This window comes from Anaerococcus hydrogenalis DSM 7454, from assembly GCF_000173355.1.
Lineage (GTDB): Bacteria > Bacillota > Clostridia > Tissierellales > Peptoniphilaceae > Anaerococcus > Anaerococcus hydrogenalis.
This window is the reverse complement of record NZ_ABXA01000031.1, coordinates 55979-80158: the sequence shown is the minus strand read 5'-3', so window position 1 is coordinate 80158 and position 24180 is coordinate 55979. Positions and strand designations below refer to the sequence as shown.

Sequence of the window (24180 nt, the reverse complement as noted above, 5' to 3'; positions counted from 1 at the left end):
ATTAATTTTTTTAATAAAAATATTACTATATAGAAAGAGGGAGGATATGATTTGGAAAAAAATAGAAAATAGAAGTCTTCAGTTACTTGAAATTCTTGAAAGAAGCTCTATAAGTGAAGAATTGTTATTGGAGAAATTAGAAATTAGCAAGAAAACCTTGTCTAATGATGTAAAACAACTAAATAAAAAAATGCAAAACTGTGCTTTCGTTAACCTTAAAGATAAAAAGCTTTCACTTTTTGTTTATGATTATAACCTATACAAAAGATGTGTAAACATAATAAAAAAAGAAGGAGAAAGTTTTAATAATGAAAAGTATAGACTCATTTATATAATTGGATATCTATTTTTAAATGATACAGCTAATATGGGTGATTTATCTTTTGAAATGATGATTTCAAAGACAACCTTAAATAAGGATATAGAAAAACTAAATAATTTGATAAAAGATTATAGGTTAAAGATATCAGGTAAACCCAATGTAGGTATTTGTTTACAAGGAGAAGAATTAGATATAAGAAACTTTGTTATCGAAAATTGTTACTATGAAATTATTAAAGAAAATAAAAATACAAAAATAGTTTCAAAGATAATTAAGGATATTTTATCACCTTACCTAATAGATGAGGATACAATAGAAAAAATGAAAATGTTTTTAAATGTATCTATTTCTAGAATTAATAAGGGACATAATATTGAAAATCTTTCAGATAATTATGCTTATGATTCAAATAAATTTTCCTTCGATATTGCAAATATCTTAAGAGATAAGGTAAGTCATATGTTTGATATTGTCCTAAGTCATGAAGAATTGAAATTTATAACTGTACCTATTAGGGGAATGAGAACACCTCTTATAACAAATAAAATTTCAGACATAAAAATAGGGGATGAAATATATGATTTGATAGAAGAAATTTTTATGGCTATCAAAAAGCGAATGGACCTTGAAGTTGACTTAGGAAAGGTCAAAAAAGAATTTACCTACCATATATATTTTCTTTTAAATAGGATTAAACTTGATTACAAGATACAAAATAGCCTAAACGATGAGATTAAAAAGGAATATAGGGTTGCCTATAAGATGGCAGAAATAGCTTCTAAGGTTATAGAAGATAAGCTTGATAAAAAGATAAATGAATCAGAGAAGTCTTATTTGGCCTCATATTTTCAAATATATATAGTTGAAAAACTAGATTTGATAAATAAAAATAGCTTTAAAATTGCTATTTATACAACTGATGAAATCAATGGTCAATCCTTAAAAAGGAAGCTAAAATCAATGAGTCCTGGAAATGATTTATCTGTAAGTATATTAGACTCTATCGATTTAAATTTAAATTCTTTTGACCTTATTATAACAAATAAGGACATTGATACAGATATAAATCAGATAAGTGGAGAAGAAGCCTACAATTTTGCAATAATTAAGGAAAGAATTGAAAATCTAAGAGAAAAGAAAAATTTAGTTTTAAATAAAAGATTCTTGAAATCTGTATTTTTAAATGAACTAAATGATCAAAAATTATTCTTATTAGATGGAGAAGATTTTAACCAAAATCTCATTTATATGCTAGATTCATTAGAAAATGAAGGATTAATTTCAAAAGATTTCAAGCAAAAAGTTATTGATAGAGAAAAGAAATCTTCAACAATTTTCTCAAAAAGTGTAGCTTTTCCTCATGCAAAGGCAAATAAACTTACTGTAGCTTTAGGTATAAATGAGAAATCTTATCCAAAATTAATATTTTTAGTTGGTTTACCAGAAAATTTAGATGAAATTTTAGTTAAGCTATATGACGAAATTGTTACTATAGCAAATGATGAGAACTTAGTTGATAAAATATCTAAGATAAAATCTTATCCTAAACTCATGGAATTTTTTATCAAGGATACAAATTTATTTAGATAAGGAGAAATACTATGAACAATTTGATAATTTTAGGTATTTTTATACTTTTTATGTACCTACTTCAATATTTATTTACTTTTTTACAGATGAATTCTTTTAAAAAATATTTTAATGAATTTATCAAAGATGGAAAAGTTGCTATAGGTATAAAAAAGGGAGCTATTAGGGCAGGTTCTATAGTTTTATTTTCTGTAGATGATATAGGAAATATTAAAAATTACGCTTATATTAAAGGTGTTTCAGTATTTGCTAGATTCAAAAAAGAAGATACTTTTAATAATGCCAATATAAAAGATTTAGATCAAGAGCTTTTAAAAGGATTAAAGTTAGACAAAAACCTATCTTTAGCTATTTTAAATGCAAGGGAAAATTTTATTAAAGCATTAAATGGAGAAAAGATAGAAATGGAAAAATCGCCTCTACAAAAAGCTTTTGGCTTTTTTAAAAAATAAATAAAAAATAAGGAGAAAATTTATGGATTTTTTAGTAAATCTCGCTCAATCCTTTATAGGATTATTTGAGCTTGGAGCAGAGACTCTAGTAAGTTGGATGACAGGTATTGTACCTAAGGTACTTTTACTTTTAGTATTTATGAACGCACTAATAGCACTTATAGGAGCTGAAAGAGTTAATAAATTTGGAAAATTATGTTCGAAAAATAAATTATTAGCTTATGGAGTCCTTCCATTTGTTTCAGCATTTATGCTAGGTAATCCTATGGCATTATCAATGGGAAAATTCTTACCTGAAGCACAAAAACCTTCTTACTATGCATCAGCAGCTTATCACTGCCATACAAACAATGGTATTTTCCCACACATAAATCCTGGAGAATTATTCGTTTGGTTAGGAATAGCTCAAGGGGTTGAAAAACTTGGTCTATCAACAGTACCTTTAGCTATAAGATATATGCTTGTAGGTTTGGTAATGAACTTTTTAGCAGGATGGATAACAGATTTTACAACAAAATATGTTGAAAAACAACAAAATATAAAATTAAAAAGAAGCATAGATGTGGAGGCTCACAATGACTAAAATTAGAATAGAAAAAGGCCATGCAGGATTTGGTGGACCATTAGAAGTAGGCCCTGAGGGAGAAAAAGATACACTTTTATATATAACAGGTGGTGGAGCAAAACCAGATATAGTTGATAAAATTGTTGAACTTACTGGTTGCCAAGCTGTTAATGGATTTAAAACTTCTGTAGCAGAAGAAAAAATTTTCGCAGTAATTATAGATTGTGGTGGAACTTTAAGATGTGGAATCTATCCTAAAAAAGGAATACCTACTATAAATATTATGGCAACTGGAAAATCAGGTCCACTAGCAAATTATATAACAGAAGATATTTATGTATCTGATGTAGGATTAAATCAAATTAAAGCTTTGTCAAAAGATGAGATTACAGAAAATGTTTCTGAAAGCAATAAGAAAGAAGATAAGAAAGTTTCTTACTCAAGTGATAAAAAAGTTTCTGAAACTTTAGCAGAACAATCTGGAAATTCATTTATCCAAAAAGTTGGTATGGGAACAGGTAGGGTTATAGATATTTTCTTCCAAGCAGGAAGAGATTCTGTACAAACTGTTTTAAATACAATCCTTCCATTTATGGCATTTGTATCTATGCTTATAGGTATAATTCAAGGATCAGGATTTGGTAATTGGTTTGCAAAATTATTAATACCTCTTGCAAATAATATTGTTGGCCTTGTAATTTTAGGTTTAGTTTGTTCACTTCCTGTTTTATCAGCCTTATTGGGACCAGGAGCTGTTATAAGTCAAGTTATAGGAACCTTGATTGGTAGCGAAATAGCAAGGGGTAATATTGCACCAAATCTTGCACTACCAGCTTTGTTTGCTATAAATACACAAAACGCTTGTGATTTTATACCAGTTGGATTGGGACTTGCTGAAGCAGAAAAAGAAACAGTAGAAGTTGGAGTAGTATCTGTTATGTATTCAAGATTTCTTATAGGAGTACCAAGAGTAATAGTAGGATATCTTGCATCATTTGGATTATATTAGGAGTAATAATGAAAGCTATTTACGAGAATAAAATTAAGGCTCAAGGAGAATTAGTAGAAGAGTTCGGAAGTGAAATGATGATATTTTTCGGTGATAATGCACCTGATACTTTAAAAGATTATTGTCATTTAATAGATATCAAAAAAGTCAATGGAGAAATTAAAGCAGGCGATTATTTTGAAGTTGATGGATCAAAAGTAAAAATATTAGCCGTTGGAGAAGAAGCTCAAACAAATTTAGAAAATTTAGGTCATTTAACTGTTAATTTATCAGAAAATTTAGATGATTTATTACCTGGGGCAATAATTTGTGAAAATGGAAATTTAAATAAGTTAGAAATAGGATCAACTATAAAAATATTGGAGGCATAAAATGGATTGGTTAGGATTAGAAAATAAAGTTGTACTTGTTACTGGAGCAGCATCAGGAATTGGAAAAGCAGTAAGTGAAGGCTTGTTAGAATCTGGGGCTAATGTTATTGCTTGTGATATTAATAAAGAAAAACCAGAATTTAATTTTGAAAATGAAAAAAATCTTCTTTACAAAGTTTGTGATGTAACTAGCAGAAAAGATGTAAAAGAAGCAATAGATGATGGTGTAAAAAAATATGGAAGCTTAGATGCAATTGTAAACAATGCTGGAATAAATATACCTAGGCTCTTAGTTGATCCAAAAAAAGAAGAAAGTGAATTTGAGCTTGATGATAAAGTTTTTGATAAGGTTGTTGATATAAACCTTAAAGGATTATTTTATTGTTCCCAAGAGGCAGCAAAAATATTTGTAAAGCAAAAATCTGGGGTAATAATTAATATGAGTTCAGAATCGGGTCTTGAAGGTAGTGAAGGTCAATCTATATATGCAGCTACAAAAAATGCTGTAAACTCCTTTACTAGGTCTTGGTCAAAAGAACTTGGCAAATATGGAGTCCGTGTTGTAGGTGTTGCTCCTGGAATTTTGGAAGCTACAGGGCTTAGAACTTTATCATATGAAACTGCCCTTGCTTATACAAGGTCTATATCTGTAGATGATTTAAGAAAGGGATATTCATCAACAAAAACAACTCCATTAGGAAGAAGTGGAAAGCTTTCTGAAGTTGCAAATTTAGTTTGCTTTTTAGCAAGCGACAGGTCATCCTACATCCACGGAGTAACCATAAATGTTGCAGGTGGAAAAACTAGGGGATAAAAATAAAAGGAGTTATATATGAAGCTATTAATAGATGATGCAAATATTGAAAAGATAAAAGAAATATATCAATATTATCTTGTAGATGGAGTTACAACAAATCCATCAATTCTTTCAAAGCAAGATCAATCACCAAAGAATGTATTAAGTGAGATAAGAAAAATAATAGGTCAAGACGAGCTTCATGTGCAAGTTTTATCAAAAAATTCTAAGGATATAATAAAAGAAGCGAAATTAATAGCAAAAGAGTTTGGAGAAAATACTTTTGTAAAAATTCCTTCTAATAAAGAAGGTTTTAAGGCTATGAAAGAGCTTAAAAAAGAAAATATTAAAGTTACAGCAACAGCTATATATTCTCCAATGCAAGCCTTTCTTGCTATGAAAGCAGGGGCTAAGTATGTGGCTCCTTATGTAAATAGGATTGATAATTTAGGATATGATGGACTTTATATTGTAAAAAAAATCCAAAATATTATAGATTCAAACCAATTTGAAACAGAAATTTTGGCAGCAAGTTTTAAAAATTCAAACCAAGCTCTTGATTTAATAGAATACGGAGTGGGAGCTCTCACTTGCGGGGTAGATGTAATTAATAAATTTGTTGATGATAGGAATGTGGATAGGGCAGTAGAAGATTTTTCAAAAGATTTTGAAAAAATTGACCCTAATAAGAAAACTATGATTGATTATTTAAATTAAAAAAGACTGTTAAGAGTAAAATCTTAACAGTTTTTTATTTCAATTTTTCATTTAATTTTTCTATTTCAGATTTGGTTGAAAAATATATTACTGACCAAATTATCAAATATATTAGAATAAAAAATATTAAAGATATGAGGGCAGTAATAATATCAGGTAGCCATTTTAAGTAAAATCCTACTAATATAAAGTATATGGTTAAGATTAAAAAATGTAAGATACTTGCCCTTAATAAATTATCACCTTTTATTATTTTATTACCAATAAAAGAGATGATTCCAAATCCCCCATACAAGAATAACTCTATTATTCTTGCCTTTAACATAGAGTCTTGTCCTTTTAAAAATTCTGGAACTCCCAAAATAAGATTTCCTGCCATAAGGGAGAGAATTATTTCTATGATACTTCCAATTCCAATTCCTATTAAAAATGACCTTAATAATTTTGTTAAATCCTTCATAATTTCCTCCTAAAAGCCTAGAGCTTTTTTAAATTCTTTTAAATATCTTCTAGAAACATAGGAAATGCTTCCGTTTTTAAATTCTACTGCTATGGTTCCTTTAAAGGAAAGGTCTAATTTTTTTACATAATCAAGATTTATAATTTCATATCTTGATATTTTTATAAATTTATTCTTATTTAACCTTTCATAAAGTTCGTATAATCTCATTCTTGCCTTATATTCCCCATCTTTACTTTGGATAAATACATTTTTATCCTTAGTAATACACCTGATTATTTCTTCATATTCCAATAGATATATTTCATCGTCTTTAAAGGCTACGACCATGTCAACAGAAGTGGCTTCCAGACTTCTTTTTATATTTTCAATATCTTCGTTATACGAAGGAGCATATATTTTTACCAAGCTCTCATCTAGATTTTCATCAATTATTATCTCAACTTTCATAGGCCCTCCTTATATCTATATGATACAGATAAATTATTTTTAAAACCACAAAATTTTGACAAGTGGTATTTAATTTTGACCGAGTGGTTTATTTTTGAAATTTGTAGAAATTGTATTGAAAACAAATAATTATTAAAAAAAATTTCAAAACATCTTATTTCTAGGAAGATTTTTTAAATAAATTAATTTTTTTGGAAAAATATTTTTATTAATATTTTTAGAAGTTTGGACTTTTTGCTTGATATATAAACATTTAAAACGTTACCAGTATATAACTTTATTGTGCTTGCAATTTAATTCGATAAAGTATATAATTGATAACAACAAGGAGGAGATATGATTAAGTACATAATAAAGAGAATTTTACAAGCAATAGCAGTTTTACTTTTGGTTACTTGTATTACTTTTTTTCTAATGAAGCTCGTACCTGGTTCACCTTTTGCTAGTGAAAAATCCCAATCACCTGAGGTGCTCGAGGCTTTAAATAAAAAATATGGTTTGGACCAACCTTATTCAGTTCAATTAAAAAGATTTATAGTAAATGCTCTTCACGGAGAATTTGGTGTATCTTTGAAAATGCAAAAAAACAGACCAGTTATTGAGATTATAAAAGAAATGCTTCCAACAAGTGTAAAACTTGGACTTATTGCTCTTTTGTGGGCGACTTTAGTTGGGGTTCCTTTAGGTTCCCTTGCAGCCTATAATAGGGGCAAAAAGTTGGATTCATTTTTGAGGATTTTGACAACTATAGGAATTTCAGCTCCTGGCTTTGTAGTTGCAACTCTCTTACTTTTATTTTTTGGTGTGAAATTAAAAATTTTCCCAACTATGGGACTTAATACTATAGGTTCATATTTTATGCCATGTTTTTCTTTAGGATTTTATCCTATGTGCTACATTGCCAGGTTGTCAAGATCATCAATGCTTGATGCTATTAGTCAAGATTATATTAGAACTGCAAGGGCAAAGGGAGTTCCTGAAAGTAAAATTTTATTTAAGCACGCCCTAAAAAATGCCTTTATTCCTGTTCTAACTTATCTTGGACCTTTGACTGCAGGAATTATTACAGGATCTATGGTTGTTGAATCAGTTTTTTCTGTTCAAGGACTTGGTAGATATTTTATAAATTCTGTCTTAAATAGAGATTATCCTATTATTATGGCTACAACCTTATTTTTTGCCTTTATGGTTATTATTATGAATATGGTTGTTGATATCTTGTATAGGTTTATAGATCCAAGAATTGACTTAACTAAAGGAGATTAGTGATGGAAGATTTATTTAGTTTAAATTCAAAATTAAAATTAGAGGAATTTGAATTTTCTGAAAGTGATTTTTCAGATGATGATTTTGATTTGGCATCTGAAAGTTCTAAAGAAAATTTTATGACCAAAACTCCTCCAACTTCTTATTTTCAAGATGCTTTAAGGAGGCTAAAAGAAAATAAAGTTGCAATGGTTTCTCTTGGATTTTTGATTATAGTTTGTATATTTGCCTTTATTGGACCTTTCTTTGTAAAGGGCGATTATACTACCCAATATAGGGGAGATGAAAATTTGTTTCCTTGTCTTAGATATCCTTTTGGAACTGACAAATTGGGCCGTGACCTTATGGTTCGTACCATGTATGGAACAAGAGTTTCACTAATTGTAGGAATTTTTGCATCCTTAATAGTTTTAGTAATAGGTACAGCCTATGGTGCAATTTCAGGATATTTTGGAGGAAAAGTTGATGCTTTTATGATGAGATTTTTAGATCTTATTTATTCAATACCAGATGTACTTGTTGTAATTTTATTATCAATTGGTATATCTCAACCGATGAAATCTTTTGTAAATTCATCAACATCAGAAATAGCAAAAAAAATTGGTGTTTTAGGACCTGCCCTTATTTCTATATTTATTGCCTTTGGTCTACTTTATTGGGTAGGAATGGCAAGAATTATTAGAGGACAAGTCTTGATGTTAAAAAAACAAGAATTTGTTACAGCAGTTGAGGCCTTGGGTGGTTCTAAAAAAGAATTATTAGAAGGCACTTGTTTCCAAATTGTATTGGTCAAGTAATAGTTATGACTGCTATGCAAATCCCATCAGCAATATTTCTAGAATCATTCTTATCATTTTTGGGAATTGGAGTTTCAGCTCCTATGACATCCCTTGGTGCCTTGGCAGCAGATGCCCTTGGAGGAATTTATTCTTACGCTTATAGACTTATTATTCCTTCCTTATTATTAAGTTTGATGATTTTATCCTTAAATTTATTTGCAGATGGACTAAGAGATGCTCTAGATCCAAGATTAAAGAAATAGGTGTATTATGGAAAATTTAAAAGAAAATAAAAAAGAAGTATTAAAAATTGAAGATTTATCTATTTCCTTTGACACACCTGTTGGAGAAGTAAAGGCAGTTGACTCTATAAGCTACACCCTTTATGAAAATGAAATTATGGGTATTGTTGGAGAATCAGGCTCTGGAAAATCTGTAGAAAGTTATGGAATAATGGGACTTTTGCAAGATCCAGGAAGGGTAAAGTCAGGAAAAATTCTCTATAAGGGGGAAAATGTCCTTGACTATGATAAACAAAAAATGAGTGAATTTAGGGGAGATAAGTGTTCGATGATTTTTCAAAATCCGATGACTTGCCTAAATCCAGTTTATACAATAGGAAACCAATTGATGGAGGCCCTTTTGGTCCATAAAAAATGCTCCAAAGACGAGGCTTATAAAAAAGCAGTTGAAATGCTAGAAAATGTAGGAATTTCAAATCCTAAAAGGCGTATGAAACAATACCCTCACGAATTATCGGGAGGAATGAGACAAAGGGTTATGATTGGAATGGGACTTATTTGCGAACCAGATATTTTGATAGCAGATGAGCCAACAACAGCTCTTGATGTTACAATTCAAGCTCAAATTCTAGAATTGATAAAAGAATTTCAAGAAAGAACCAAAATGAGTGTAATTTTCATCACCCATAACCTGGCGGTAGTTGCACAAATTTGCGACAAGGTTTCTGTAATGTATGCAGGAAGAATAGTTGAGCAAGCAAGTGTTGAAGAAATATTTTACAATCCTAAGCACCCATACACAAAAGGCCTTTTAAAATCAATGCCAAGGATTGATTCTAAAGAACAAACAAGGCTTGAGAGTATAAAGGGAAGTCCAGTTGACATGCTAAATCCACCAAAAGGTTGTGGTTTTTCAGCAAGGTGTGATTCTTGTATGAATATTTGCCTAAGACAAGAGCCACCAATGATTGAGATGGAAAATGGACATAAATCAAAATGTTTCCTACACGTAAAGGAGTTAGTAGATGGAAGATAATAAATTATTAATTTGCGAAAATATAGTAAAACATTTTAAAGTTCAATCTTCCTTAAATAAATCAAATGAAGTTCACGCAGTAGATGATGTATCCTTTTACATAAATAAGGGAGAAACTCTAGGGGTTGTAGGAGAATCTGGTTGTGGAAAGACAACTCTTGGCAGAACAATTTTAAGATTACATGAGCCAACGAGTGGAAAAATAATTTATGATGGTCAAACAATTTTTGATAGCGAAAAAAATATTCGTCCAGAAATGTATAAGTTAAGAAGAAAGATGCAAATTATTTTCCAAGACCCATCAGCATCTCTTGATCCAAGAATGACAGTACAAGAAATTGTTGGAGAGGCCCTTGATATTCACGGCCTTTATAAAAAAAATAGGCAAGAAAGAATAAATGAACTTTTAAGAACAGTTGGCCTAAACGAAGAACATTCAAACAGGTATCCTCACGAATTTTCCGGAGGTCAACAACAAAGGATAGGAATTGCAAGAGCTCTTGCAGTTGAGCCAGAATTTATAGTTTGTGATGAGCCGATTTCGGCCTTGGATGTTTCAATTCAAGCGCAAATTGTAAATATGCTAGAAGATATGCAAAAAGAATTGGGTCTTACATATTTATTTATAGCCCATGACTTATCAGTAGTTAAACATATATCAGATAGGATTGGAGTAATGTATTTGGGTAAGATGGTTGAACTTGTTGATGCCGAAAGGCTTTATGAAAATCCCCTTCACCCTTACACCAAATCATTGCTCACAGCCATACCAGTTCCAGATCCCAAACTTACTAGATCTTTAAAAAGAATAAAGTTAGAAGGAGAAGTTCCATCGGCGATTAATCCGCCAAAAGGTTGTAGGTTTCATGAAAGATGTCCTTTTGCTACAGAAATTTGTAAAAAGGAAGAACCAGAATTTAGGGAAGTAGAAGAAGGGCATTATGTAAGTTGTCATAATTTAGGAGGTATAAAAAATGAAAATTAAAGCAAAATTGTTAGTAGCAGTGCTGAGCTTGTCAATGCTTGTTTCTGGATGTGGAGGAAATAATGCAAAAAATAATGATGCAAGCAATTCTTCAGCTGTCAATCAAGAAGAAGGAAAAAAAGATGGAGTATTGGATATAAATATTGCATCAGAACCTGAAACTATAGATCCACAATTAAATACAGCATCAGATGGATCAATAATGATCTCTCACATGTTTGAATCCCTATTAAGATGGGATGATGATGGAAAAGGAAATGCTGTTTTAAAACCAGGTATTGCTGAAAAATGGGATGTTTCAGAAGATGGACTAAAATGGACCTTTAAATTAAGAGATGCAAAATGGTCAGATGGAAAACCAGTAACAGCAAATGACTTTGTTTATGCTTGGAACAGACTTGTAGATCCAAAAACAGGGGCAGACTATGAATATATGCTTGATATGGTAAAAGGATATGAAGATAAAAAACTTGATATCTCTGCTCCAGATGATAAAACTTTTGTAGTAAATTTAAATGTAAAATGTCCATACTTTGAAGAAATTTGTGCTTTTCCTGCAGTTATGCCAGTTAGAAAAGATATTGTAGAAAAAAATGAAACTTGGACAAACTCTCCTGATACATATGTATCAAATGGACCATTTAAATTAGAAAAATGGGATCACAACCAAACTTTAACAATGGTTAAAAATCCAGAATATTACGATGCTGATTCAGTTAAGGCAGAAAAACTAGCCTTCCACTTACAAGATGACCAAAACGCAATCTATGCAGCTTATAGATCAGGAGATTTGGACTTTGTAAATTCAGCACCACAAGAAGAGATTAAAAAACTTTTAGATACAAAAGAATTAAAAACTTTACCATATGTAGGAACATATTATGTATGTTTTAATACAGAAAAGAAACCATTTGATGATCCAAAAGTTAGAAAAGCATTCTCACTTGCAATTGATAGAAACTTTATAGTTGATCAAGTTACAGGAAGAGGAGAAAAAGTTGCTAGTGGTTTTGTACCAGCAGGAGTTTATGATGAAAAAGGCGCTGAAGGCGATGACTTTAGAACAGTTGGTGGAGATTATTATTCTGTAAAATCTGAAGATTATGAAAAAAATATAAAAGAAGCTAAAAAACTTATGGAAGAAGCAGGCTTTAAAGACGGAGAAGGCTTCCCACAAATTGATTACCTATACAATACAGACGACAACCACAAGGCTATAGCAGAAGCCTTACAAAATATGTGGCAAGAAAATCTTGGCGTTAAAGTTAATCTTCAAAACCAAGATTGGAATGTATTCTTAAAAGAAAGAAAAGAAGGAAACTACAATATAGCAAGACATGGATGGATTGCTGACTACAACGATCCAATGAGCTTTATCGATATGTGGTTAACAGGCGGAGGAAATAACGATGCTCAATACAAAAATCCAGAATATGATAAGTATGTAAAAGCTGCAAAAGCTACATCAGATCAAAAAGAAAGAATGGAAAATATGCACAAGGCTGAAGATATCTTGGTAAAAGATGATGCAGTAGTTGCACCAATTTATTTCTATGTAAATCCATACATGATCAAACCAAATATCAAAGGAATGTATTATACACCACTTGGATATTACTTCTTTAAATCAGCAACTGGATTCTAAAATAAATAATAGTAAGTAGGGAAAATTTATAAAAAGAATGCTAAAATTATTTGGCATTCTTTTTTTATAAAAAATATCATTTAATAAGGAAAAATGCTATAATAATAAAAAGGAAAACATTTTTATAAAGAGGTGAAATATGAAAAAAATTGTACCAGTAATTTTACTTGCTATAAGTCTTACATCATGCAGTAAAATAAATGAAAATTCTAATAGTTCTAATATTAAAAGTAATTACATAAGCCAAGATGAGAAAGCTTCATCTAATGTAAAAAAAGAAGTTAAGAAAGATAAAAAATATGATGACCTATCCTTTATTGATTGCTACAAGGATATAATAGATTCAAAACTTCCTTATAGGATTGATGAATTTGGAGGAAATGCAAAAAAAACCTATTTAGATGAAATATCTTCAGATGGGGCCCTTTATTTTAATATAATTGACCACAAAGATTTTGATTATCCTCTTTTAATTTTATCTAAAAAATTAAATAAAAGTGGAATTTTCTCTATAGTTCAATATGTAGGAAGTGGAAATTATAGGACTTTTAATGATTTGCAAATGGGCCAATCTATGGTGGTTTCAGATTACCTATACAAGGATAAAGATGGAAATTTATATATTTTCGATGATTCTATGAAACATATTATAGGAATAAACAAGGTTGATGATAGGCTTTTGGCAAATTATATTTACAAACCAGGCTCTAAGGGATATGGGTCTTTGATGGTTGATAATTTTGATACAGATACAGGGGAAAATACACCTATAATCAACGAAAGATTTCCTAATGGGGCCGATGCCTTGGGTGCTATGATGATTGATCCTGAAAAGGAAGAAGAATTTAGCGATGAAGATTTTAATAAGTTTAAAGAAGGCTTAAAGCCTATTGAAATGTTTGCTTTAAGCGAAGATGAATTTTATAAAAAAGCTAAAGAGTTTGGTTATAAAGATGAAAATAGCCAGGGTGAAAATAAAGATGATAAAAAAATAAAGCAAGTTAATGATGAAAATATAGAAGAGACTGACCAATATAAAAAATTAGATTCTTTCATAAGGGAGAATGTAGACTTATATGTAAATGAAGATGGAGGCGATTACGTATATATAGGAGATTATGATAATAATGGCAAACTTGCAGCCTTTGTTCTTGGAAATAGTCAAAATGAGGGAGAAAAAATCTTATACTTTGTTGATGAAGATATGCAAATCAATAGGGTTCGAGAATTTGATAGTATGTATATTTGGGTTAAAAATAATAAATTGATGAAGGCTGGAGATGATCAATACCTATCCCTTGTTACCAATAATGGAGGTCCAAAAACTGACAGTTTTATTTTTTCTGTAAAAAATAACCAGGTATATGAGCCAGATATTTCTGGAAAAGTTATGGAATTTTATCAAGATGATGAGGATATGTTTGTAGATGAAACTAATAAACTTGGCGAAAATCCAAAAGGAAGCGTAAGGCAGGGTGGAAAAGACCATTATAAATACAATCAAGATAGTAGACAATTTGAAAAGCTAGATTAAAAAAATGCTAGGAGATTAATCCTAGCATCTTTTTATTTTTCTTCTAATTCTTTTATAAAGTTATTTATATCTTTTTTATTTATCCTAGAAATTCCAGAATGTTCTGAGTCAAATTTATTTGATTTTATTTTTTCTCCTGACTCATCTTCCATAACTTCTATAACCCTGTTTCTACAGAAATTTCCTTGGCAAAATCCCATTCCACACCTTGTACGTCTTTTCATTGCATCAAAGCTTAAGCAAGGAATGCCCCTGTTCATAGCATCTCTTATAGTTTTTTCACTAACTTGCTCACACCTACAGACAAGTCTTTCGGGATTTCCTAAAGGAAGGTCAACCTTATCTTTTATTTTATTAAAATCTTCAAGTTCTTTATATTCTATGATTGGCCTTCTATTTGGATTATAGGAAGGGTCATCTTCTAATTTTAAATCTAAATCTCTTAAAATATTTTCAACAATTTTTGCAATTTCTGGGGAAGAAGTAATTCCTGGAGATTGGATTCCTACAACATTTATAAAGCCTGAAGTTTTTGTATTTTCAATAATAAAATCTCCAGTTGATGATGCAGGTCTTAGCCCTGCAAAAGAACGGATGAATTTTTTTTAAATCAATTACATCATCTTTTACAGATTTTTTTCCTAGCTTATAAATTTCTGCAAGTCTTTCAATGTGAGTTCCGAGATCAATTTCTTCCTCGTCAATGGCATCAGGGCCTAAAAGAAGGTTGTTGTGGTAGGTTCTTGTTACAAGAATTCCCTTTGATTTTGGAGATGGGGTTTGGAATAAAACTTGTTTTATTTTCTCTCCAGTTCCTTTTTGCATAAGTAAATACTCACCACTTCTTGGATGGATTGTAAAATCAGTTTCAGTAATCATACTTGAAACTTTTGCCCCGTTTAAACCGGAAGCATTTATTACAAATTTTCCCTCATAAACATTGTCATCTGAAGTTTTTACCTTAAAAATTTCTCCATTTTTTTTGATATCAACAACTTCACTTTGTAGTTTCAACTTAGCACCATTTTCTATGGCATTTTCTACAAGGGCTATTACATATTCATATGGTGAGCAAACACCAGCTCCCTTACAATATAAAGCTGCTATTGCATCATCTGAAACATTTGGTTCGATTTCTCTTAATTTTTTTTGATCAATTATTTCTATATCATCAAGATCATTTTCAAGCCCCATTTTGTAGAGCTTTTCAAGTTCTTTTTTATCATCTTCGTCAAAAGCTAAAACCAAAGATCCATTTTCTAAAAATCCAAAGTTTAGCTCTTGGTTTAACTTATTAAATTCCACTCTTCCCTTATAACAAATTCTTCCCCTTAGCTCATCGTGGCTTTCAGCATAACCACCGTGAACTATGGCAGAATTTGCCTTGCTTGCGCCCATGGATACATCAAGTTCTTTTTCTAAAATTAAAATATTTAATTTATATCTAGAAAGTCTTCTTGCAATCGAAGCTCCACTTACACCAGCACCAATAATTATTACATCATACATTTTATTCTTCTCTTTCTTCTATTTTCTTTCTTAATAAGCACTAAAATATAAAATTATATACTAAAACAGCAATTATACCACCAATAATTGGTCCAACAACTGGAATCCAAGAATATCCCCAGTTAGGATCAACTTTGTTTTTGAAAGGTAAGATTGCATAGGCAATTCTTGGTCCCAAATCTCTTGCAGGGTTAATTGCATAACCTGTAAGTCCACCTAAACTCATACCTATAGATACTATTAGACCAAATACATATAATTTGTCAACGCCGCCCATTCCAGCGCCAGCTACATTTCCAAATCCTAAGATTGCAAATACTAAAACGAAAGTTCCAATTATTTCTGATAAAAGATTTCTAAAAGTATTTGGTATAGTTGGAGCTGTACAGAAAGTTGCCCTAACAGTTATAGGATCATCACTTGTTGCATCGTAATGGTCTTTAAATAAAATATAAACTAAAATAGCACCAACGAAAGCACCAAGCATTTGCCCAATAATATAAGAAGGAACTGTATTCCATTCTATTCCACCATTAAATGCAAGAGCGATTGATAGGGCTGGATTAAAATGAGCACCTGTCAATGCACCAAAGATACAAGCTGGAATCATAACTGCAAGACCCCAAGCAAAAGTAATTTGAACAGGACCTGCACCCTTTTGTCCACTCTTGTTTAAAAGAACGTTTGCAACAACTCCGTCTCCTAATAAAATAAGTAACATTGTTCCGAAAAATTCACCTAGTATTATATCTCTCATAATATCCTCCTGTGATATACTAGTAAATATAAAAAAAGCAACAAAAATATAAATAATTGTTGCATGCTCTCTTTTATATTTAACTGTGAAAATGTTTACACTAATATTATAGCACAAAAATATTCTCTCTACAAATAAAATATTTTAAAATTTACAAACAAAATAATTTAACTTATAATTATCTTATAAAAAATAAAGGAGAAAAAATGGAAAAAGAAACAATTATTTCTTATATAAAAGACTTGTGCACTAGGCCATCGCCAACAGGATTTACAAAAAAATGTGAAAAATATTTGATGGAAGAATTTAAAAAATTAGGATACCAACCCTACCAAAATAATAAGGGGAATATCATAGTTCCTATTTATGAAAATGAAAATAATAAAAATGATGGACTTTTATTATCAGCCCATATTGATACTTTGGGCTTGATGGTAAGAAGTATAAAAGAAGAAGGTGGACTTCAAGTTACAAATCTTGGTGGTTTTCCCCTAAATTATGGAGAATTTGAAAATGTAAAAATTTTTACTAGAGACGGTAAAGAATTTGAAGGGGTTTTTAGGTTAAACGAGCCTTCTGTTCATGGATCAGATACTCCAAGAGTTTCAAAAAGAAATTTTGACGAAATGGAAGTTGTCTTGGATGAAATTGTTGAAAGCGACGAAGATGTAGAAAAACTAGGAATAGGAGCTGGAGATTTTGTGGCCTTTGATCCAAGATTTAGGTATTCAAATGGTTTTATAAAATCACGCCATCTTGATGATAAGGCTTCAAGTGGAGTTTTGCTTGCCCTTGCCAAAGAAATAAAAAAGAAAATTTAAAATTTAATAGAAATATCTATATGATGTTTACAACTTATGAAGAGGTAGGTCACGGTGCAAGTTCTGGTCATCCATCAGGAATAAAAGATATGATTGCAGTTGATATGGGAGTAGTTTATGATGATTTAAAAACAAATGATAGGATGGTTTCAATTTGTGCAAAAGATTCATCAGGTCCTTATAATTTTGATTTAACAAATGATTTGATAAATACGGCAAAAAATATAGGCCTAGATTTTGCTGTTGATATTTATCCATTTTATGGCTCAGATGCATCAGCCGCCATGACTTCGTTTTATGATTATAGGCATGCCCTTCTAGGTTGTGGAATTTCTGCATCTCACGGTTATGAAAGATGTCATGAAAAAGCCTTGATGGGACTTTTTTCTTTATTAAAAACTTATGTAGAAAAATACAAAAATTAATAAATTTTCACATCTAGACATATAAATAAAAATCATATAAAATAGACTTGTAGAGAAAAACTATTTCTTAAATTTTAAGGGGGAGAAATGAAAATCAAAAAAATTATGGCTGGAGCCCTAACTCTAGCGCTATCACTAAGTATTACAGCTTGTGGATCAAAAAAAGATGCATCCAATGATGGATCAGGATCAAATGCAAAAAAAGCAGAAGTTTCTGCAACTATGGTTACTGACCAAGGTGGTATAAATGATAAATCATTTAACCAATCATCTTATGAAGGATTAAAAGCTTACGAAAAAGATGGAAAGGTTAAATTTGATTATATTGAATCTCACAAAGATTCTGATTACCAACCAAACCTTGAATCAGCACTTGATAGTGAATCAGATATAATTTTTACAGTAGGATATGCACTTTTCGATGCAACAAGCAAGGCTGCTAAAGAAAATCCTGACCAAAATTATGCGATAATTGATAATGCAAATCCTGATAAGGTTAAAAACCTTCTAGGAATCACCTTTGCAGATCACGAAAATTCATTCTTAGTTGGATATATTGCTGGTATGACAACAAAATCAAACAATGTAGGATTTGTTGGTGGAATGGAATCAGCAGTAATTGACAGATTTGAATATGGTTATAGGGCAGGAGTTAAAGAAGCTGCAAGAGAAAAAGGTCAAGACATAGAAGTTCAAGTGCAATATGCAAACTCTTACGCTGACCAAGCAAAAGGAAAAAATATTGCCAACCAAATGTATCAAAAAGGTGCAGATGTAATCTTCCATGCAGCAGGTGGTACAGGAATTGGTGTATTTGAAGCAGCAAAAGAAAATAATAAATATGTAATTGGTGTTGACCGTGACCAAAAAGATGAAGCTCCAGATAATATCTTAGTTTCTACAATCAAGGGAGTTGGAAAAGCTGTCCAATTAACAATTGATGATTACAAAGATGGAAAATTCAAGGGTGGAGAAACAAAAGCATATTCATTAAAAGACGGAGACGCCCTAGGAATAGCTTATGGTGACAATGACTTAGTAGACCAAAAAGTTAAAGATAAGGTTGAAGATTTAAGAAATCAAATAGTTGATGGAAAAATTAAAGTTCCACAAAATGAAAAAGAATTTAAATCAATGGGCTATGACAAATAGGTTAAGAAAATAGTAAATTAAAAAAGAGTAGGAAGATAAACTACTCTTTTTTTTAAAAGGTAAATGTTTAGAAGATTCTAAATTAATAGTGAGGTTATATGGATAAGTATTTAAATGAAAGCCCTATTATTTCATTGAAAAATATTCATAAAAGTTTTGGAGACAAAAAAGTTTTGAAGGGAATAGATTTTGATCTTCACAAATGTGAAGTCCATGCTCTACTTGGAGAAAATGGAGCCGGAAAAACTACCTTGATGAATATTTTATATGGAATGTTTAATCAATCTGATGGGGAAATTTATATAAAGGGCGAAAAAATAATAAATAATTCACCCAAAAAGGCAATAAGTTTGGGGATAGGTATGGTCCACCAACATTTTATGTTGGTAGAACCCTTTAGCGTAACTGAAAATATAATTTTAGGTTACGAAGGGAAAAAGTTTTAATTGATAGGAAAAAAGCAAGGGATGAAGTTGAAAAATTAAGTGAAGAATACGGACTTCTGATCGATCCTGATAGTAAGGTTTCAGATATTTCTGTAGGTCAACAACAAAGAGTTGAAATATTAAAAGCCCTTTATCACGGAGCAGATATTTTAATTTTTGATGAGCCGACAGCAGTTTTAACCCCTCAAGAAATAAATGAATTTATAGAAATAGTTAATAAACTAACTGAACTTGGAAAATCAGTTATAATAATTACTCATAAACTAAAAGAAATAAAGGCAATGGCTGACACTTGCACAGTTATAAGAAGGGGAGAGTTTATTGATAAACTTGTAGTAAAGGATGTAAGTGAGGCTGAGCTTGCCGAAAAAATGGTGGGTCGTGATGTAAGTTTTAATGTTAAAAAAGAAAAAATAGAACTTGGAGATGAGATTTTTAAAATTGAAGATCTTTGGGTCAAAGATAATAGGGGAGTTGACAAGGTAAAAGGCCTTAACCTTTCTATTAAAAAGGGAGAAATTTTAGGAATTGCTGGAGTTGATGGAAATGGTCAAACAGAATTGATTGATGCCATTTCTGGAATGAGAAAATCTCAAAAAGGAAAAGTTACATTAAAAGGTGAGGATATAACAAATAAAAATCCTAGAAACATAATTGACCTCGGTATGAATCAAATTCCAGAAGATAGGCAAAAAAGAGGCCTTGTTTTGGAATATCCTATAAAGGATAATTTGATTTTAGAAAATTTGGACAAAGATTTTTCAAAAAATGGAATTCTAGATTTCAAAAAAATAGAAGAAAATGCTAATTCTTTGATAGAAAAATTTGATATTAGACCAAATGATATGAATGAAAAAGCAGGAAGCCTTTCTGGTGGAAACCAACAAAAAGTTATTATAGCAAGAGAGATTACAAACAATCCCGATCTTTTGATAGCAGCCCAACCTACAAGGGGCCTTGATGTTGGGGCAATTGAATTTATCCACCAATATTTGGTTGAACTTAGAAACCAAGGAAAGGCAGTTTTATTGGTAAGTTTCCAATTAGATGAAGTCATGGATTTATCCGATAGGATTTGTGTAATCTATGATGGAAAAATAGTGGGAGAGCTTGATCCAAAACAAACTGATGAATATGAAGTCGGAAGATTGATGGCAGGAGGAGATCATGAATAAGAAAAAATCATTTGCAAATTCAAAATTATTATTTACTCTTGTATCAATAATTTTGGGACTTTTAGTTGGGGCCCTTGTACTTTTTCTTGCAGGTTATAATCCAATTGAAGCCTATGGGAAATTAATAGAGGGAGTTTTTAAATCTCCAAGAAATATTGGCTGGGCCCTTGTAAATTCAACACCAATAATTCTTACAGGTCTTGGGGTATGCTTTGCCTTCCAAACAGGTCTTTTCAATATGGGAGCTGAGGGACAATTTATAATTGGAACAACGGTAGGATTTTTGCTAGGTTATTTATTAAATCTTCCTCCTCTAATCCATGTTATTCTTACAATAACTATTGCGATTTTGGCAGGCTTTATTTATGGAGGACTTGCTGGATTTATAAAGGCGAAATTTGGAATTCATGAAGTTATTTCAACAATCATGCTTAACTGGGTTGCCTTTTATTTACAAAATTTTGTAGTTTATCGTTACCAAAAGCCGAATTCTATGGGAACTTTTGATATAAAAGATTCAGCAAAAGTAACTCTTTTTACAAATGCTGGCCAAAGATTTGATGGATTTTTTGGTAAATTTTTCAGGGCACCAATTCATTTAGGAATAATTCTTGCAATTATTAGTGTTCTTATTATTTGGTTTATACTTGAAAAAACAAGTCTAGGTTATAAATTAAAGGCTGTAGGCTTAAATAGGGAAGCCAGTGAATATGGTGGAATTGATGCCAACAAAAAAATAGTCCAATCAATGGCAATTTCTGGAGCTTTGTGCTCACTTGCAGGTGTAACTCAAATTATGGGGTATACTTACTCACTTCCTCTTTTATCAGCTATGGAAAATTTTGGATTTGATGGACTTGCAGTTTCACTTTTAGCTTCAAACAATCCGATAGGATGTATTTTCTCTGGTTTATTTTTAGGATCTTTAAAATATGCCGGATCTAATTTACAAAGAACTATGGGAGTTCCAAGCGAATTAATTTCAATAATTATAGGAACAATAATTTTATTTACAGCTATTCCTTTAATATTTAAAATAATAAGGGCGAGGTTAAATAAAAATAGAAAGGCGGGAAATAATGCTTAATTTGACAGTTTTAGGATTGATAATTGGAAATACACTTTCAAATGCTACACCAGTATTATTAACTGGCCTTGGTGGAATGATGAGTGAAAAATCAGGTGTTGTAAATATTGGACTTGAAGGAATGATGACAATTGGTGCTCTTGTTGCAGCAACGGTTGGTTATTATGTGGGAAATCCATGGCTTGGATTTTTGGCAGGAGGCCTTGCAGGAATGTTTTTTGGTTTGATCCATGCTATAGTTTCAGTAACTTTTGCAGGAGACCAAACAATTTCAGGTATTGCTATAAATACTCTTGCCCCAGGTTTGGCACTTTTTTTGGCAAGATTATTTTTTGACGGGGCAACCCAAACTCCATCAATTCCTCTAGAAAATAAAATTCCAAGACTTTTTGATGGCCTAATTAAAAATCAAGGATTAAAAAATATTTTCTCCCAATATGCAACAGTTTATCTTGCCTTAATTTCTGTAATCTTACTTTATGTATTTTTATATAAAACAAAATGGGGACTAAGGTTGATTGCAGTTGGGGAACACCCAAAGGCAGCAGAAACTTTAGATATTTCTGTAAGAAAAATAAGATATCTTGCAGTTATGTTTTCAGGATTTATGGGAGGACTTGGAGGAGCTTCTATGTCACTTGCAGTTGTAAGTGTATTTTCTCCAACCCTAATTGCAGGACAAGGATATATTGCCCTTGTATGTGTAATATTTGGAAACTGGAAACCACAAGGAGTTTTGATAGGATCATTATTTTTTGGTCTAACCCAAGCTATAGCAACCTATCTTACAGGAACATCCATACAATTGCCAATGGAATTTATTTCAATGATTCCATATATTTCAATTTTACTTTTCTTGATTTTATTTAATAAAAAATCAAAAGCACCAAAGGCAAGTGGTAAGCCTTATTTGACAGAAGATATATAAAAACAGAATATAAAAAATATAAATCCCATCTCAATCACAGAATAAAAAGAGGACTCATAGATGAAAATTAAGATAAAGTCAATAAATGAGATCTCTCCACAAGGTCGAGATGGGTTATTTTTGTTTTCCGTTAATTACTAAAGGATTTATTAATTTAATATTTTATTAAAATTCAATTTTTTAAAAATGAGTATAAAAAAAGCACCACTCGGTGCAATTTTAAAAGGGAAAATTTACGTATTACAACTAAAAAAGCAAGCTTTAGCTTGCAAAAAAATGGTCGGGGTGAAAGGATTCGAACCTTCGGCCTCATGGTCCCAAACCACGCGCGCTACCAAGCTGCGCCACACCCCGATGTCCTAACGACAATATATAATATACCAGCTTTAAAATCTTTTGTCAAATCTTTTTTTGAAAATTTTTAAATTTTTGTAAGATTTGTCTATTTAGCTGATAGGTAAGAATAAAAATCTTCGATTTCTTTCTCACTGAAAATAATTATACCATTTTTCTTTAGGACTTGGCAAGTAATTCCATCAGATTTTTTTAATTTTTTTGAAAAAGTCCCATCATATATTAAATCTTTCCCACAAGATGGAGATTTTGCCTTTAATAAGGCGACTCTTATCTTATGTTTTTTACAAAGATCAAGGGCTATTTGACTTCCCTTTTCAAATTCTTTTGTAAAGTCTTTCCCATCTATATTTATAACTTTTGAATTTTTTATCTCACAAGGCTTTCTTGGTGTTGACATTCCTGAATCAACTTCTGGACACACATCTATAAAATTTATTTGGGGAAATTTTTCTTTTAAATTTTTATTTTATTATTTTTTCCATCATAGCGACAATTTATTCCCAAAAGACATCTTGATATTAAAACATTCATATTTTTATCCTTTCTGATATAATTATAGCAAAGGAGATTTTAAATGAAAATTAGAAATTTTTTTTATAAATTTATTTTAAGTTTTTTTCTTATTTTTGCCTTCACAGGATGTGTAAAGCATGAAAATATTAATTCTAATGAAAATATTGAATCAAAAAATATTTTAGAGGACAAGGCTTATTATAAAAAAGATGATGTAGTTTCTTATATTAAATCTTATAAAAAACTTCCCAAAAATTACCTAACAAAAAATCAAGCAAAAAAACTTGGGTGGATTCCAAGAAAAGGAAATTTGTGGGAAGTTACTGATAAGGGAGTAATTGGTGGTGATTATTTTGGAAATTTTGAAAAAAATTTGCCAGAAGCTAATTACAAGGAATGTGATGTAAATTATTTTGGTGGAAGACGTGGTGGTGAAAGGTTAATTTATGATGAAGACTTTAATATTTTTTATACCAATGACCACTATAAAACTTTTACTAAGGAGAATTAGATGATTTGTTTGGATGGATTTGAATTTAAGTCAAGGGATGAGGCTTTTTCTTATTTGAATGAAAAAATTGATTTCGAATATGAAGTGGATAATCTCGATGGTCTTTTTGACTGCCTTTCTATGGTTGATGAAAAAATTATTATTGAAAATTATCCTATTATTTATGAGAATTTAAGTGATTATGGAGAAAAATTTCTGTCTTGTTTTATGAAGGCTAGCCTTTCTTTTGGCATAGAAATTGATTTTCTATCATAGCTTAATATAGTAAAGAAAAGGAGAA

20 protein-coding genes, 1 tRNA gene and 5 pseudogenes are annotated in these 24180 nt (G+C 30.7%); 20 read left to right on the top strand and 6 right to left on the bottom strand.

Features of this window, described 5'->3' with window-relative positions:
- Positions 1 to 46 precede the first annotated feature (46 nt).
- Genes ANHYDRO_RS05260 through ANHYDRO_RS05230 form a run of 7 tightly spaced genes read left to right on the top strand, consistent with a single transcriptional unit; the run spans position 47 to position 5822 of the window.
- Positions 47 to 1912 (top strand): BglG family transcription antiterminator, encoded by a 1866-nt coding sequence (locus ANHYDRO_RS05260; RefSeq protein WP_004814347.1) that lies wholly within the window; start codon positions 47 to 49, stop codon positions 1910 to 1912.
- Positions 1913 to 1923: 11 nt separating this feature from the next.
- Positions 1924 to 2364: a transcriptional regulator GutM gene (locus tag ANHYDRO_RS05255; RefSeq protein WP_004814346.1), complete on the top strand. Its 441-nt coding sequence runs from the start codon at positions 1924 to 1926 to the stop codon at positions 2362 to 2364.
- 22 nt (positions 2365 to 2386) lie between these two features.
- Positions 2387 to 2947 carry a PTS glucitol/sorbitol transporter subunit IIC gene (gene srlA, locus ANHYDRO_RS05250; protein WP_004814345.1) on the top strand — a complete coding sequence of 187 codons (561 nt, stop codon included), beginning with the start codon at positions 2387 to 2389 and terminating at the stop codon, positions 2945 to 2947.
- Positions 2940 to 3938: a PTS glucitol/sorbitol transporter subunit IIB gene (gene srlE, locus ANHYDRO_RS05245; protein ID WP_004814344.1), complete on the top strand. Its 999-nt coding sequence runs from the start codon at positions 2940 to 2942 to the stop codon at positions 3936 to 3938. The genes srlA and srlE overlap by 8 nt, the downstream gene beginning before the upstream one ends.
- An 8-nt stretch (positions 3939 to 3946) precedes the next feature.
- On the top strand, positions 3947 to 4309 hold the full coding sequence (locus ANHYDRO_RS05240) for a PTS glucitol/sorbitol transporter subunit IIA (protein WP_004814343.1): 363 nt from the start codon (positions 3947 to 3949) through the stop codon (positions 4307 to 4309).
- A gap of 1 nt (position 4310) precedes the next feature.
- On the top strand, positions 4311 to 5123 hold the full coding sequence (locus ANHYDRO_RS05235; RefSeq protein ID WP_004814342.1) for an SDR family oxidoreductase: 813 nt from the start codon (positions 4311 to 4313) through the stop codon (positions 5121 to 5123).
- An 18-nt stretch (positions 5124 to 5141) separates the two neighbouring features.
- A complete protein-coding gene (locus ANHYDRO_RS05230) occupies positions 5142 to 5822 on the top strand; it encodes a transaldolase family protein (RefSeq protein ID WP_004814341.1) in 681 nt (226 codons plus the stop codon).
- Between the two features lie 34 nt (positions 5823 to 5856).
- Here the strand turns inward: ANHYDRO_RS05230 and ANHYDRO_RS05225 are convergent, their stop codons facing one another.
- On the bottom strand, positions 5857 to 6282 hold the full coding sequence (locus ANHYDRO_RS05225) for a DUF3021 family protein (protein ID WP_004814340.1): 426 nt from the start codon (positions 6280 to 6282) through the stop codon (positions 5857 to 5859).
- A gap of 9 nt (positions 6283 to 6291) precedes the next feature.
- Positions 6292 to 6732 (bottom strand): LytTR family DNA-binding domain-containing protein, encoded by a 441-nt coding sequence (locus ANHYDRO_RS05220; protein ID WP_004814339.1) that lies wholly within the window; start codon positions 6730 to 6732, stop codon positions 6292 to 6294.
- Positions 6733 to 7068: 336 nt separating this feature from the next.
- On the opposite strand from ANHYDRO_RS05220, the gene ANHYDRO_RS05215 reads away from it, so the two are divergent.
- The 6 genes and pseudogenes from ANHYDRO_RS05215 to ANHYDRO_RS05190 all read left to right on the top strand — a co-directional run bounded on the left by ANHYDRO_RS05215 (position 7069) and on the right by ANHYDRO_RS05190 (position 14219).
- Positions 7069 to 7998, top strand: a complete 930-nt coding sequence (locus ANHYDRO_RS05215) for an ABC transporter permease (protein ID WP_004814338.1) — start codon at positions 7069 to 7071, stop codon at positions 7996 to 7998.
- A 2-nt stretch (positions 7999 to 8000) separates the two neighbouring features.
- Positions 8001 to 9040, top strand: a pseudogene (locus ANHYDRO_RS05210) (ABC transporter permease).
- Positions 9041 to 9047: 7 nt separating this feature from the next.
- Entirely contained in the window at positions 9048 to 10055 is a 1008-nt protein-coding gene (locus ANHYDRO_RS05205) for an ABC transporter ATP-binding protein (protein ID WP_004814335.1), read from the top strand.
- Positions 10045 to 11040 carry an ABC transporter ATP-binding protein gene (locus ANHYDRO_RS05200; protein WP_004814334.1) on the top strand — a complete coding sequence of 332 codons (996 nt, stop codon included), beginning with the start codon at positions 10045 to 10047 and terminating at the stop codon, positions 11038 to 11040. Before ANHYDRO_RS05205 ends, ANHYDRO_RS05200 begins: the two co-directional genes overlap by 11 nt.
- Positions 11030 to 12685 carry a peptide ABC transporter substrate-binding protein gene (locus ANHYDRO_RS05195; protein WP_004814333.1) on the top strand — a complete coding sequence of 552 codons (1656 nt, stop codon included), beginning with the start codon at positions 11030 to 11032 and terminating at the stop codon, positions 12683 to 12685. Before ANHYDRO_RS05200 ends, ANHYDRO_RS05195 begins: the two co-directional genes overlap by 11 nt.
- A 139-nt stretch (positions 12686 to 12824) precedes the next feature.
- On the top strand, positions 12825 to 14219 hold the full coding sequence (locus tag ANHYDRO_RS05190) for a hypothetical protein (RefSeq protein ID WP_004814332.1): 1395 nt from the start codon (positions 12825 to 12827) through the stop codon (positions 14217 to 14219).
- Positions 14220 to 14251: 32 nt separating this feature from the next.
- Here ANHYDRO_RS05190 and ANHYDRO_RS05185 read toward each other — a convergent pair.
- Positions 14252 to 15728 (bottom strand): annotated as a pseudogene (locus ANHYDRO_RS05185) (FAD-dependent oxidoreductase).
- Positions 15729 to 15768: 40 nt separating this feature from the next.
- Complete coding sequence (locus ANHYDRO_RS05180; protein WP_004817000.1) at positions 15769 to 16485, bottom strand: MIP/aquaporin family protein; 717 nt, start codon at positions 16483 to 16485, stop codon at positions 15769 to 15771.
- Positions 16486 to 16691: 206 nt separating this feature from the next.
- On the opposite strand from ANHYDRO_RS05180, the pseudogene ANHYDRO_RS05175 reads away from it, so the two are divergent.
- The 5 genes and pseudogenes from ANHYDRO_RS05175 (at position 16692) to ANHYDRO_RS05155 (ending at position 22519) form a co-directional block, all read left to right on the top strand.
- Positions 16692 to 17731 (top strand): annotated as a pseudogene (locus ANHYDRO_RS05175) (M42 family metallopeptidase).
- 87 nt (positions 17732 to 17818) lie between these two features.
- Positions 17819 to 18883: a BMP family lipoprotein gene (locus ANHYDRO_RS05170; protein ID WP_004814326.1), complete on the top strand. Its 1065-nt coding sequence runs from the start codon at positions 17819 to 17821 to the stop codon at positions 18881 to 18883.
- Between the two features lie 98 nt (positions 18884 to 18981).
- Positions 18982 to 20504 (top strand): annotated as a pseudogene (locus tag ANHYDRO_RS05165) (ABC transporter ATP-binding protein).
- Positions 20497 to 21591: an ABC transporter permease gene (locus ANHYDRO_RS05160; RefSeq protein WP_004814323.1), complete on the top strand. Its 1095-nt coding sequence runs from the start codon at positions 20497 to 20499 to the stop codon at positions 21589 to 21591. Before ANHYDRO_RS05165 ends, ANHYDRO_RS05160 begins: the two are co-directional and overlap by 8 nt.
- Positions 21584 to 22519: an ABC transporter permease gene (locus ANHYDRO_RS05155; protein WP_004814322.1), complete on the top strand. Its 936-nt coding sequence runs from the start codon at positions 21584 to 21586 to the stop codon at positions 22517 to 22519. The genes ANHYDRO_RS05160 and ANHYDRO_RS05155 overlap by 8 nt, the downstream gene beginning before the upstream one ends.
- Before the next feature lie 277 nt (positions 22520 to 22796).
- Here ANHYDRO_RS05155 and ANHYDRO_RS05150 read toward each other — a convergent pair.
- Positions 22797 to 22873: transfer RNA gene (locus tag ANHYDRO_RS05150), tRNA-Pro, on the bottom strand.
- Between the two features lie 88 nt (positions 22874 to 22961).
- Positions 22962 to 23407 (bottom strand): annotated as a pseudogene (locus ANHYDRO_RS05145) (2-thiouracil desulfurase family protein).
- A gap of 43 nt (positions 23408 to 23450) precedes the next feature.
- Between ANHYDRO_RS05145 and ANHYDRO_RS05140 the strand changes: the two are divergent.
- On the top strand, positions 23451 to 23900 hold the full coding sequence (locus ANHYDRO_RS05140; protein ID WP_004814320.1) for a ribonuclease domain-containing protein: 450 nt from the start codon (positions 23451 to 23453) through the stop codon (positions 23898 to 23900).
- A complete protein-coding gene (locus ANHYDRO_RS05135) occupies positions 23901 to 24155 on the top strand; it encodes a barstar family protein (RefSeq protein ID WP_004814319.1) in 255 nt (84 codons plus the stop codon).
- Positions 24156 to 24180: the final 25 nt, after the last annotated feature.

Coding starts and splice junctions, on each gene's coding strand:
- ANHYDRO_RS05260 (WP_004814347.1), top strand. CDS start 47: ATGATTTGGAAAAAAATAGAAAATAGAAGTCTTCAGTTACTTGAAATT.
- ANHYDRO_RS05255 (WP_004814346.1), top strand. CDS start 1,924: ATGAACAATTTGATAATTTTAGGTATTTTTATACTTTTTATGTACCTA.
- srlA (WP_004814345.1), top strand. CDS start 2,387: ATGGATTTTTTAGTAAATCTCGCTCAATCCTTTATAGGATTATTTGAG.
- srlE (WP_004814344.1), top strand. CDS start 2,940: ATGACTAAAATTAGAATAGAAAAAGGCCATGCAGGATTTGGTGGACCA.
- ANHYDRO_RS05240 (WP_004814343.1), top strand. CDS start 3,947: ATGAAAGCTATTTACGAGAATAAAATTAAGGCTCAAGGAGAATTAGTA.
- ANHYDRO_RS05235 (WP_004814342.1), top strand. CDS start 4,311: ATGGATTGGTTAGGATTAGAAAATAAAGTTGTACTTGTTACTGGAGCA.
- ANHYDRO_RS05230 (WP_004814341.1), top strand. CDS start 5,142: ATGAAGCTATTAATAGATGATGCAAATATTGAAAAGATAAAAGAAATA.
- ANHYDRO_RS05225 (WP_004814340.1), bottom strand. CDS start 6,282: ATGAAGGATTTAACAAAATTATTAAGGTCATTTTTAATAGGAATTGGA.
- ANHYDRO_RS05220 (WP_004814339.1), bottom strand. CDS start 6,732: ATGAAAGTTGAGATAATAATTGATGAAAATCTAGATGAGAGCTTGGTA.
- ANHYDRO_RS05215 (WP_004814338.1), top strand. CDS start 7,069: ATGATTAAGTACATAATAAAGAGAATTTTACAAGCAATAGCAGTTTTA.
- ANHYDRO_RS05205 (WP_004814335.1), top strand. CDS start 9,048: ATGGAAAATTTAAAAGAAAATAAAAAAGAAGTATTAAAAATTGAAGAT.
- ANHYDRO_RS05200 (WP_004814334.1), top strand. CDS start 10,045: ATGGAAGATAATAAATTATTAATTTGCGAAAATATAGTAAAACATTTT.
- ANHYDRO_RS05195 (WP_004814333.1), top strand. CDS start 11,030: ATGAAAATTAAAGCAAAATTGTTAGTAGCAGTGCTGAGCTTGTCAATG.
- ANHYDRO_RS05190 (WP_004814332.1), top strand. CDS start 12,825: ATGAAAAAAATTGTACCAGTAATTTTACTTGCTATAAGTCTTACATCA.
- ANHYDRO_RS05180 (WP_004817000.1), bottom strand. CDS start 16,485: ATGAGAGATATAATACTAGGTGAATTTTTCGGAACAATGTTACTTATT.
- ANHYDRO_RS05170 (WP_004814326.1), top strand. CDS start 17,819: ATGAAAATCAAAAAAATTATGGCTGGAGCCCTAACTCTAGCGCTATCA.
- ANHYDRO_RS05160 (WP_004814323.1), top strand. CDS start 20,497: ATGAATAAGAAAAAATCATTTGCAAATTCAAAATTATTATTTACTCTT.
- ANHYDRO_RS05155 (WP_004814322.1), top strand. CDS start 21,584: ATGCTTAATTTGACAGTTTTAGGATTGATAATTGGAAATACACTTTCA.
- ANHYDRO_RS05140 (WP_004814320.1), top strand. CDS start 23,451: ATGAAAATTAGAAATTTTTTTTATAAATTTATTTTAAGTTTTTTTCTT.
- ANHYDRO_RS05135 (WP_004814319.1), top strand. CDS start 23,901: ATGATTTGTTTGGATGGATTTGAATTTAAGTCAAGGGATGAGGCTTTT.